Below are 11,316 nucleotides of genomic sequence, written 5' to 3' on the forward strand. Positions count from 1 at the left end.
CTTATTCTGCAGCCAGTTCACCCGCAGGAACGATGACGGCGTTATGCGTCTTGTATTCCAACGTGATGTTCTGTCCGGTGTGGTCCTCGAAGGATTGTCCATGGTTCGGGATCGACACTTTGATCTCTTTTCCACCTTCACCTTCGGTAAAGATGTTGAAGACGTTGCCTTCAAATTCTTCGTGGTTGACCCGCGCGGTAACAAAATGGTCACCCGAAGCCCCCTCGGGCGCAATGGCGAAGGCTTCGGGGCGAATGAACAACATTGCACTATCGCCTTCTTTCATTTTGCCTTGATTGGCGGTCGATATCCGTGCAACCAGATCGCCCGAGCGGTTGGTCGAGATCAGCGCCTCGTTGCCCATGACCTGTTTGATCTTGCCACGGAATACATTGTTTTCGCCGACAAATGAGGCCGCGAAAGCCGTGTTAGGATCATTGTAGATGGTTTTCCCATCGGCAATCTGGTCAATCACACCTGCACGCATGACGGCGATATTATCTGACATGGTCAGCGCCTCGCCCTGGTCATGGGTAATGTAGATAAAAGTAATGCCCACACGCTGTTGTATCTCTCGCAGTTCCGTTCGCATGTGCTGGCGCAGTTTGAGGTCAAGTGCTGACAGAGGCTCATCAAGAAGCAATACATCCGGCTCGGCGCAAAGGGCACGAGCGATGGCCACTCGCTGACGTTGGCCACCAGACAATTCGCTGGGAAGTTTGTCGCCTTGCTCCGGGAGCGCGATCATGTCCAAAAGCTCGTCAGCGCGCTTGCGGCGCTCGGCAGCACTGGCGCCTTTGATTTCCATCGAGAACGTGATGTTTTCCCAAACCTTCATCAAGGGAAACAACGCTAGGTTCTGAAAGATCAGAGCTGTGGGGCGTTTGTTGGGCCCAATCCCGCGCATGTTTTTGCCGCCGATCAGAACATTGCCTTCGCTGGGCTCGAGAAAGCCGGAAACAGCCCTTAAGATCGTTGTTTTGCCGCAACCCGAGGGTCCGAGGAATGAAAAGAAATCTCCCCCGTTAATTGTGACGTTTGCATCGCGCACGGCGACGAAGTCACCGAAACGGATCCACAGGTTTTCCAGATCGACTCCGACCCCTGCACTCATTTTTGGTATCTCCCTGAGGTGTGCACTGTCACCACACCACATAGCTTTCCGTTACGCCGGAGCGGCGCACAGATTGTGGCCCCTCGCAGAACGCGAGGGGCATGGTTTCAGATCGCTTATGCGCTCTTGAACTTGTTGACGAACTCGGTCCGCGTTTCAGCATACCATGGGGCTTCGGCCGGCCACGGATTGAGGTTGGCCAGCGAGTCGCCCGGATAGGCCTCGGCAAAGTTCTTCTTGTAGGTGTCGCCTGAATACTGATCCGCCCCCAGAACAGGAGAGTTGTACCCATGGCTGTCGATGGCAACACCGGCAGGTTTGGCCTGATAGGCGAAGTCGATGAAGGCATAGATCTGGTCGATATTTGCCGCGCCAGACGGAATCGACATTCCGTCAACCCATGCCATCGCCCCTTCGATGGGCGCTTGATAGTGCACTGGTTCACCAGCCGATTTCAGTGCCAGTGGCGGGCCGTCCCAGGTCTGACCGACAACAACACCTTCATTCAGAAGACCGTTCTTCTGTGTATCGGCATCGTTCCAGATCAGCTTGATGCGATTCTTACGTGCAATGCACCAGTCAGTGATCTGACCCCAGACCTTGCGCATGGTTTCTTCGTCACCATAAGCGGCCCAGACCGAACCCGGCTCCATCTCGCCGGAACGCTCCATGTAAAGACCAGCGCCAAGCATCATCGAATGCGCGCGGCCCATGGTTTTGCCTGCGTTTTCTTCCGACCAAACATCGCCATAGGATGGGGCGTCCCCAGCCGGCAGCCACAAGTCGGTGCGGTATGCAATGCCTTCGGTGCCCCAGATATGCGGCAACCAGTGAACCCCGGCGCCGCCAAAGTTCCAAGCATCCGTACCGATTTTGGCCATGGCAGGGTTCACCAGGTCGACCGGAACCTTGTTCATGTCAAAGGGCTGCAACAACTCCAGCGGCTCCCACTGCAACGAGCGGTTGTTGGTTGGCGAGACGATGTCAAAGCCCTGACCTTTGGTCGCCTTCATCTTGTTGATGATTTCTTCGTTTGAGCCGATCCCGGTGTAGTTCACCTTGATGCCAGTAAGGGTCTCAAACTCTTCGATAAAGCTGGGCGGCAGATAATCCGACCACATCAGTATGTTGATTTCACCTGACGAAGCCAGTGCGCTCTTGCTGTAAAGAGGCGCGGCAAGTGCTGCGGCACCCGCTCCTTTCAAAACAGTGCGTCTGGAAAGTGATGACTTGGTAACCATAGTGTTCTCCCGTTGTTGGACTCGTTTTTTGTTTTCTATTCATAGGACTTTCTGCGCCCATCCGTCAGTCCAAAAGTGACAGTTTGCGAAAATCTTATGTCCAGTTTCGCGATTTGACACGTCTAAGCTGATTTATGAGGCGCTGCATTCTCCTGCCAAACGGTGATGTCCCTTGGTTTGACCGGATCTGAACCAAGCAGAATTTGACGTGCACGACCAGCAGGCAAAGGCTTTGAAACGTCACTGAAGTTGAACGCGTAGTAGGTCGAGCCGCGTTGGGTTATGCGCATATCGGGGTCGCAAGGCGTTGCATTTATCCCAGCCCAGTTCAGTACCTCCCCGACAATCGCCTGCAAAAGCTCATTTCGCGGAACCATTGCCAGATAGGTCGTGCGGTCAGAACGGATGACCGCCGGACTGGCATCGCAATAAGCGCTCTTGAAGCGGGCTAAAACGCGCTCTTTGGTCTCGACAATTTCACGCCAACCCGTGAATTCAAATTGCTGCCCATCAGGAAGAACCACAGCCTCATGCGCAAGTGAAGGAAGTGATTCGACGCGCGTGACACGGATACCTGTTAACTTTGCCAGTTCGCCTGGAGCCAGATTGGACGGGGTGTTCATCCCGGATGTCTTGCTGCCGGAACGAGCACCTATCAGAATCTTGGCCCCCGAAGCGTCAAGCTTGTCTGCAAGGTCAGCGGTCACGATCATGCTTTGAGGTAATATGATGAGGGCGTAGCCGCTCAGTTCATCTTCAGGGCCAACAAAATCAAGATCGACCCCAAAACCACGAATTGCAGTGTACCACTCGCGAAAAATCTGGGCATTGGGGAAATCGTTGTCATGTGGCAGGATGTCCGCCGCCCAGATAGAGGTATAATCCAGTAGCATTGCAACCCGTGATTTTGCCCGTCTCTCGGGCGGCAAAATGGCGCGATCCTTCACGATCTCAGCCAATTCAACAGCGGCCTGATCCGGGCTGCCATCTGACCGCAAAATCGCAGTATGGTATTGCTCTTGCGCAGATTTTGCCTGTCGCCAGCGAAAAAACATCACGGCTTGCGCGCCATGTGCATAGGCCGCCCAGGTCCAAAGCCGAACCATCCCCTCTGCCGGCGACGGATTCTTGTCAGCCCAATCCACCGGGCCCGGCTGCTGTTCCAGCACCCACATCCGACCGCGCCCCTGACTGCGATACAAATCACAATGAAAGCCCTGATAATCCGGTGCGCCGGTGCGCAGATAGCGGCGCTTTTCCTCATCTGAAAGGGTAGAGCCCAATAAGTTCCCTAGCGGGTAGCTGTCGAACCCGACAATATCCAGATCAGCCGCTACGGCGTGGTGATCGAATTCGAAACTACCTGCCATGAAGTTATGGGTAATATCCCGGCCCGGCGCATATTTGCGCAGAACATCCACCTGCGTTTTGTTGAACAGACGAACCCGTTCGGAAGAATAGCGCGCGAATTCCAGGGCATGGGCTGGGTTGGGCGTGGCGACCAGCCCGTTGGGCAGTTCGATCTGACCAAACCGTGAGTAAAGCGACCCCCAGAAAACGGTTCCCCACGCGTCGTTCAATACGTCGATTGCACCATATCGTTCCTCCAACCAGTTCTGAAAACCAGTCCGCGCGGCATCGGAATAGCTGAGAACTGTATCGTGGTCGTTATACTCATTGTCGATCTGCCACGCTTGTACATACGAATTCTGACCATATCTGCGAGCGTATTCGGTTGCGATCCTTTGCGCCTCGGTCAGATAAACCTCACTGGAAAAACAATAATGCCTGCGCGAACCGAACCCTCTGACCCGACCATCCGGCCCTACAGGCAGGATTTCGGGGTACTCATCGATCAACCATTTTGGGGGGGCGGCTGTTGGGGTGGACATCATGACCCGCAGACCGGCTTGCCCCAAAATCTCAATCACCTCATCCAGCCAGCCCCAGTGGAACTGACCGCGCGCGGGTTCGATCAGGCCCCAGGTGAATTCAGCAATCCGCACCCAATCCAACCCCATATCTGCCATTCGGGCGGCATCGTCTCGCCATTGCAAAGGGTCCCACTGTTCGGGGTAGTAACAAACCCCAAGTTCCAGCGCGCTCATCGTGTGTCCTTTGCCGTGCGTCGTTCGATCCACTTCAGGAAACTGGCGCAGCCGAGTGTGAGAACGACATACAGGATTGCTGCCGTGTTGAAGGGGGCAAAGGGCAAAAAGCTAGCCGCCTGAAATTCGCGCATCCTCTGGGTCATGTCGCGGACGGACAGGATAGACAGCAATGACGTGTCCTTGATCATCGCGATGAACTCGTTGCCAAGCGGTGGAGTTACAATCCGAAGGGCTTGCGGCAGAACAATAAGCCGCGCCGTATGCCATCGCGACAAACCCAGAGAGCTGCCCGCTTCCAATTGGCCTTTCGGTATCGCCTCGATCCCGGATCGGAAAATTTCGGCCATATAGGCGGAATAACCAACCGAGATCGCGATGATCCCGCGGGTCATATTGGTCATGTCGATACCGCCGCCGGTGGCGTCTTTGACTGCGCCCGCCAGTGGCAGTCCGATATAAAGAATGATCACCAGCATCGGAATGCCGCGTATCGTATCCACGAAAAACTCGGCCCCGACCGCCAGAGGATGCAGCTTATGCTGAGCCCCGCCAATGGTCAGTGTCAGCAACAAAAACCCGAACACAGCAAATGCCAGGGCCGGATTGCGGTATTTGTCTGGTAGAAATCTTGTTTGCCACAGGACCGGATAACCTTGTGTATGGGCATCGGCCGGGACAAAAGCGCCCGAGACACTGTCGACCGTTTCGATCTGTTCAAGCGCGGCAGTAGCATCGGTTGCGCTGCGGATGCGATATTGCTGACCGTCGGCCCCTTCGAACTCACCAAACCGGATAACGTCCGCCTGCGCCTGTGGCGTGCCGCGCACAACCGCGATACGCCCTTCGGTGCTGCCCACCAGAACAAAGCTGACCTGCGGCTGCATGAAGAAAAAGGCTGAGGCTGCCAGCAATGCCAAACTGATCGAACCATAGACGACCGTCGTACGCGCCTTTGGTTTAAACGATTGCAACCCGACCCAGACCAAACCAAGAATGGCCGCGAAGATATAGGCAAATATGGCCGCGCGGAATGTAATGGCCACCCCGGTCGCGAACTGCCAATGAGCCATGAACATGAGATAAAACAGAACCGCGCCTGTGAGACACTCCAACCCCAACAAGACGCGCCCGCGCCAGGGCGGCTGCAAACGTGCCGAAATTAGGCATAGTGCGACGACAGCCGCGTAAACCGCCAGGAAAACTTGTAATCCCGTCTGAACCTTGGCGATCACGCCCGGAAACAGTACCCAGGTCTGACTGGATCGATCGATAAGGGGTGATGTGTTTTCGCTGAGCGCATGGAAGAAGACCGACTCGGCAAATGGCATCAGAAGCAGCGGAGAAACAAAGCTGATGACCAAAAGCGCCGCAGAAGCTGGGAACGCGGCAAGCGCGCAGAATCGCAACCAGCCGGGAGAGTTTTGTGAAAACCGCACGTAGCGTGCGCAAAGATATCCAAGGATCGCAACGGTCGCAATCAGCAGAAATCCAACAAAGATGGGCCCCGCGTCGGTGCCGATCCCCAGAATTGCGACCAGAGACCGCAAGTATTTTGAGGATGTGGCGAACAGGTAGATAATAAAGGGCGCTGCTGCGAGCAACACCAGGTTACTCGGGCGGATCGTGCTGAGGCGCAACATGGAACTTCTCCGCTAAGACAAGGCCCGGCGGCGCTGGCCGCCGGACTGGAAGGGCGCTAATGGATCAATTGGTGCCCCAGTATTTGGCTGTCAGTTCGTCCAGCGTTCCATCCTCCTGAATGGCTTTCAGACCGGCGTTAATCGCATCCACCGTCGGATCGCCTTCTTGAAACACGATACCCAATGGATCGGATTGCAAGCCTGTGATGCCAACAGTCAACTCGCCCGCAAATTCCTGTTCATAGGCCGCTGCCGATGTGCCATCGATGATCACGCCCTGAACGTCCGCGTTCTGAAGCGCCAAAATGGCGGCCGAGAAGTTGTCGTAAAGGCTGACATTCTCGCGCCCAACAAGCTCTTCCGCCAATTGGGCGTTGGTCGTCGCAGTTTGCGCGGCCAGTTTCTGGCCACCGGCTTTGAAATCCTCAAGTGTCATGTCAGCATTATCGACCTGCAACAGAATGGCCTGGCTGACAACGATGTAAGGCTCGGAAAAGTCCATGGTTTCTTCGCGTTCCGGTGTGATCGACACGCCCGAGATAACCAGATCGAACTCACCCTGCTGAAGGGCCGCAAAGATACCATCCCAGGCGGTGTTTACGAAATTGGGGACGCAATTGACCTTCGCGCAGATTGCATTCATCACATCGACGTCAAAGCCCACGATCTCACCGGTTGTTTCATCCACGGTTTCCATCGGTGGGTATGTCGCATCGGTTCCGATTTTCAGAACACGACCTTCCAGGTCGGCAGCAAAGGCCGCTGGAGCCATCAGTGTTGTGAGTGTTGCAGCGGCAAGTAGGTTTTTAAACATTTTCAGGTACTCCTTTGTTGGATCAGGTGGTTTGCGCCGCATCGGGCGCCGGGGTGTCAGGTTGCCGCTCGATCAATGAGGCCCTGATCTTTTTCTGAATCTCGGACGGATCGACCCCGTCCAAAGCTTTCAACATGAACTCACCCAGCAGACGGCTTGTTTCAGCAATCGGCAAGTAATAAGTGCTGGGTGGCGGTACAAAATACTGGCTGAGCTTCAAGTCGTCGTTCGAGATGACCACAACGTCCCTTCCAACCTGCACTCCGGCTTTATCGGCAGCTGACAGCGCCCCAAGGGTTATGGCCTCATTAGCGCAGATGATGGCGCTCGGCGGTTTCGGCAACTCCATAAGCGTAGCAAATTTCTGCTGACCGGATTCCGCGGTGGTCGGGCCGGTGGGAACCAGTGTCGGGTCGAACTCCACACCGCATTCTGACAGCGCATCAGCATAACCCCTGCGGCGTTGCTGCGCATAGATCAGGTCATCCGGCGGGTTTATCAAAGCGATGCGGCGATGCCCCAGCCCAAGCAGCCTGGCGGTGGCATCATAAGCCGCTGCCTGACTGTCGAGATCCACATAAGGATGCGGTTGGGGGCTGTCGCTCATGCCGTATGTGACAAAAGGAAAGCCCTGCCCCTGCAGATACGCGACGCGTTCATCATGAACACGCGTGCCGGAAAAGATCACGCCATCAGCCTGCCCTTCCTGCACGATGGACTTCAACGTCTGCACCGCAGCCTCGCCATCACATGTGCTGAATACGCTCAACTGATAGCGCGTTCCTATCAGCGCATTGGATATTCCGGCCAGAATACGCGTAAACTCTACACCTTCCCACTCTTCCGCAGCATCGTTCGAAACACTGACCATGACCCCGATTCTATAGGATTTATTGGTGCGCAGCTTCAGGCCATCCAGATTCACCCGGTATCCCAGATCCGACGCAACTTTCTGAATCTCTTCCCGGGTTTCCCGTTTCACCGATACGGAATCCCGCAAAGCATTCGAGACTGTGCCAACGGAATACCCAGTACTTCTGGCAATCGATTTTATCGTCGCCCGCGCCATCACCCAAACCCTGCCAATTGTTCCGTCAAAAATGACCGACCCGTTTGCAGGGTGCGCACGTGATCATCGGTTTCGTCATGTTCGACAAACAGGTCCGTGCAGTTGGTCGAGGCAAGCGCACGCAGGGTTGCGTTCCAGTCAACTACGCCTTCGCCCAAATCGCGCCAGCGCGCGTCACCTGTTCCGCCTGCTGGGTCGATATCCTTTGCATGCACGGACAGGATTCGATTGGCGTGGCGGCGGATCGCGTCCGCCGGATCCAGACCAGCCGCAACCAGCCAACCGATATCTGGTTGCCAAAAGACATCTCCGCCGGCAAGGATCAGGTCAAGAGGTGTGTCACCAGCCTCACCGATAAGATCAAAATCATGATTGTGATACGCCAGGCTGATATCATGATCTGTCAGCTGATTTGCCCATTTGGACAACTGGCCCGACACCGCCCTCCATCCCTCGGCAGTGTCGGGCCGCACCTGGGGCGCCAGCCAAGGCATGACAGCCACCCGGCATTCCATTAGGTTTAATACTTCGACGATATCCGAAAATCGCCCTTCGAACTCTTCCCAATCAAAATGTGCGGACCGAACATTAAGGCCTGACCCGTAAATAGTGCCCGCCATCTGAGCTGGGGTCAGGCCGTGCAAGCCAGTGGTTTCGACATCTGAAAAACCGCAGGCCGCAACCAATTGCAGCTGATCTGCAAGATCACCGCATTGCCGCACTGTGTAGAGTTGGGCAGAAACTCGCATCCCTCACCTTTGAAACGTTTCAAATATGGTGAATTACGAGCTGCATCCTTGTCAAGCGCCGTATTGATGCGATCTGTACGCCAGCCTTAAATAAGGCTTCGAGCCTTAGCCTAAAACCCAGATGGGGTGGGAAATCGAGCCATTTCCCGCAACCGATTTCTGATCCGAACAATGAAGGGCTATACGAGCGAGCCACCAATCTGTATCACCAAAAACGGTATGGCACGCGCAGGGGGTCTTCAGAATGATAATCGCATGGATTGTCTCGACCGACACCTGGCTGCCGTAAGGGACGTTTTGGCACAAGATGTTCTGGTAAAGGGCTGTTTTGTTTGGTCACTACTGCGACAAATGCGAATGGGCCTTCGAATGTGGAAAAAGGTTTGGACTGGTGGACGTGAATTTTGAAACGCTTGAGAGAACACCCAAAGCGTCTTTCATGGCGCTAAAGTCTGCCCATTCCGGGGGTCAGAACGTCTCTCAGCCGTTAGCGCAACCATTCGGTGCGGTGCATGAGCATTGGAATCTGGTAGCTGACATAGGGGGCACCAACACGCGGCTGGGCGTGGTTACGAACGGAGAGCTGACAGACCTGCGCAAGCGCCCAACGGGGACACTGGAAGATCTGCTGGAAGCGTTTCACGCGCTTCGGGATGAAATCGGAACAAATCCACAGGCGGTCGTGGCGGCGGGCGCAGGCCCTGTCCGGAACGGCACGATTCGGCTGACAAATGCCAATCTGGACCTGTCCGAGGCCGAATTGGCAAAAGCCACCGGTGCCAGCCATACGTTTGTAATCAATGATTTCACCGCTGCCGCGTGGTCGGTGGCAGAAGTAACCCAGAAAGATGTTGCCGTCTTGCAAGGTCACGCGACACCGCCCGCAGGCACGCGATTGGTGGTGGGTCCTGGCACCGGGCTTGGCGTGGGAGCGTTGCTGTTTTCCGAGGGCCACTATCACACAGTCTCCGGTGAAGGTGGTCATGTGGGTCTGTATCCGCGTCACCGCGACGAAGTTGACATCTTTGAAGCAGCCCGCAGCATTGCGCCTGAGTGTTTTTTTGGTGACAGCCTCGCACTGGAAGCTGAGATGTTCCTGAGCGGTACGGGCTTGCCTATCCTATATCAGGCGATCGGGCTGGCGGCAGGCCATATACAGACACCAACGCGCTCGGCGAAAGACATTCTACTCGATGCCCGCGACCGTTCTGACCCCATCGCGGTACAAGCCGCTCGGATTTTCAACACCCATCTGGGGGCTTTGATGGGCGACATGGCTGTCACACTGATGCCTTCGGGCGGAGTGTTTCTTGTTGGCGGCGTCGCGGAAAAGAATCGCTGGTTATTCGGCGAAGAGTTCCGGGAAGCGTTCAACGGCGGTGGCCGTTTCAGCGAGCTGCGCCGCTCGTTGAACCTGTATGTCTCCGAGCAAGCAGAGTTCGGCATCATCGGGGCGAACAATTTCTGCAAGAACGCTTTGATGCGATAACAAGTCTCCCTGACAAAATACTCTGAAAAGGACTACGAAATGATCCTGTGCTGTGGTGAAGCCCTGATCGACATGATTTCCGAGCCGACAGTGTCGGGCGAACAAGGATTTGTACCGCACACAGGTGGGGCGATATTGAACACGGCGGTCGCAGTCGGTCGTCTGGGTGTTTCCGTCGGAATGCTGACCGGCGTGTCGTCTGACATGTTTGGCCAACAAATTACAAAGGCGCTGAATTCAAGCCATGTTGACACGTCACATGTGATTGTCTCTGACCGCCCCACGACCCTTGCCTTCGTACAGCTAAAAGACGGTCACGCCACTTACAGCTTTGTCGATGAAAACACCGCCGGACGAATGCTGCAACCCGAGGACATGCCGGACCAGCTAACAGCCGTGTCCGCCCTGTATCTTGGGGGTATCAGCCTGGCATGTGAACCCTGCGCGGATGCCTATGCCTCACTTCTGAATCGCCACGGAACGGATCGCGCAGTGATGTTGGACCCGAATATCCGACCGGGATTCATCAAGGACCAGACCCGGTATCGGACCCGCCTGAACCGCATGATCGCACAGTCCGATATTGTGAAGGTTTCAGACGAGGATCTTGACTGGATCATCCCGGGAGCCGAACCCGAGGGTGCCAAAGCGTCTCTTTTGTTGCAAACCGGTCCGTCAGCCCTCATCGTGACCAGGGGTGGCGACGGAGCGAATGGGTACCTGGCCGATGGTTCCAAGGTTTCGGTTCCGGTGAAACCTGTTCAGGTTGTCGACACAATCGGCGCGGGCGACACGTTTAATGCTGGGGTTTTGACCGAACTCAGCCGCGCAGGGAATTTGACAAAGCAGGGGCTGCGCAATCTGACCTCCGAAAGCTTGCGGGCGGCCATGACGTTGGGCGCAACTGTTGCCGCAGTAACAGTATCACGCGCCGGGGCAGAACCGCCCTGGGCACATGAGATTTGATTGTCGGCAAAAACCCGAAAAAACGAACTGGTGACAATCGCATCAAGTCCGAGGGCCGTGGCTGCGGAGTTTGCGACCGCCTGGCAGTCTCATAAACTACGTTAGGCCACGGCAGAAAAGTAT

Annotated in this window: 10 protein-coding genes; 3 read left to right on the forward strand and 7 right to left on the reverse strand. The window is 55.5% G+C overall.

The window, feature by feature from the left end; genetic code table 11:
* Position 1 precedes the first annotated feature (1 nt).
* The 7 genes from ACR0JI_RS09800 to ACR0JI_RS09830 all read right to left on the reverse strand — a co-directional run bounded on the left by ACR0JI_RS09800 (position 2) and on the right by ACR0JI_RS09830 (position 8,738).
* Positions 2 to 1,114, reverse strand: coding sequence for an ABC transporter ATP-binding protein (locus ACR0JI_RS09800; RefSeq protein WP_480477087.1), 1,113 nt, complete (start codon positions 1,112 to 1,114; stop codon positions 2 to 4).
* Positions 1,115 to 1,230: 116 nt separating this feature from the next.
* Positions 1,231 to 2,355 carry an extracellular solute-binding protein gene (locus tag ACR0JI_RS09805; protein ID WP_480477085.1) on the reverse strand — a complete coding sequence of 375 codons (1,125 nt, stop codon included), beginning with the start codon at positions 2,353 to 2,355 and terminating at the stop codon, positions 1,231 to 1,233.
* 122 nt (positions 2,356 to 2,477) lie between these two features.
* The gene (locus tag ACR0JI_RS09810) at positions 2,478 to 4,463 is read right to left on the reverse strand and encodes a beta-galactosidase (protein WP_480494223.1); all 1,986 of its coding nucleotides are present in this window, start codon (positions 4,461 to 4,463) and stop codon (positions 2,478 to 2,480) included.
* On the reverse strand, positions 4,460 to 6,106 hold the full coding sequence (locus ACR0JI_RS09815) for an amino acid ABC transporter permease (RefSeq protein WP_480494225.1): 1,647 nt from the start codon (positions 6,104 to 6,106) through the stop codon (positions 4,460 to 4,462). The genes ACR0JI_RS09810 and ACR0JI_RS09815 overlap by 4 nt, the downstream gene beginning before the upstream one ends.
* Before the next feature lie 64 nt (positions 6,107 to 6,170).
* On the reverse strand, positions 6,171 to 6,920 hold the full coding sequence (locus tag ACR0JI_RS09820; protein WP_480483651.1) for a basic amino acid ABC transporter substrate-binding protein: 750 nt from the start codon (positions 6,918 to 6,920) through the stop codon (positions 6,171 to 6,173).
* A 22-nt stretch (positions 6,921 to 6,942) separates the two neighbouring features.
* Positions 6,943 to 7,989, reverse strand: a complete 1,047-nt coding sequence (locus ACR0JI_RS09825; protein WP_480494227.1) for a LacI family transcriptional regulator — start codon at positions 7,987 to 7,989, stop codon at positions 6,943 to 6,945.
* Positions 7,989 to 8,738: a sugar phosphate isomerase/epimerase family protein gene (locus tag ACR0JI_RS09830; protein WP_480483649.1), complete on the reverse strand. Its 750-nt coding sequence runs from the start codon at positions 8,736 to 8,738 to the stop codon at positions 7,989 to 7,991. The genes ACR0JI_RS09825 and ACR0JI_RS09830 overlap by 1 nt, the downstream gene beginning before the upstream one ends.
* Before the next feature lie 219 nt (positions 8,739 to 8,957).
* On the opposite strand from ACR0JI_RS09830, the gene ACR0JI_RS09835 reads away from it, so the two are divergent.
* The 3 genes from ACR0JI_RS09835 to ACR0JI_RS09845 are packed head-to-tail and all read left to right on the forward strand — an operon-like array spanning position 8,958 to position 11,193.
* Positions 8,958 to 9,146: a hypothetical protein gene (locus ACR0JI_RS09835; protein WP_480494262.1), complete on the forward strand. Its 189-nt coding sequence runs from the start codon at positions 8,958 to 8,960 to the stop codon at positions 9,144 to 9,146.
* Positions 9,130 to 10,227, forward strand: a complete 1,098-nt coding sequence (locus tag ACR0JI_RS09840) for a glucokinase (RefSeq protein ID WP_480494229.1) — start codon at positions 9,130 to 9,132, stop codon at positions 10,225 to 10,227. The genes ACR0JI_RS09835 and ACR0JI_RS09840 overlap by 17 nt, the downstream gene beginning before the upstream one ends.
* Positions 10,228 to 10,266: 39 nt before the next feature.
* On the forward strand, positions 10,267 to 11,193 hold the full coding sequence (locus tag ACR0JI_RS09845; protein WP_480494231.1) for a carbohydrate kinase family protein: 927 nt from the start codon (positions 10,267 to 10,269) through the stop codon (positions 11,191 to 11,193).
* The last annotated feature ends 123 nt before the right edge of the window (positions 11,194 to 11,316 follow it).

The sequence above is a fragment of the Ruegeria sp. N10 genome (assembly GCF_056531545.1).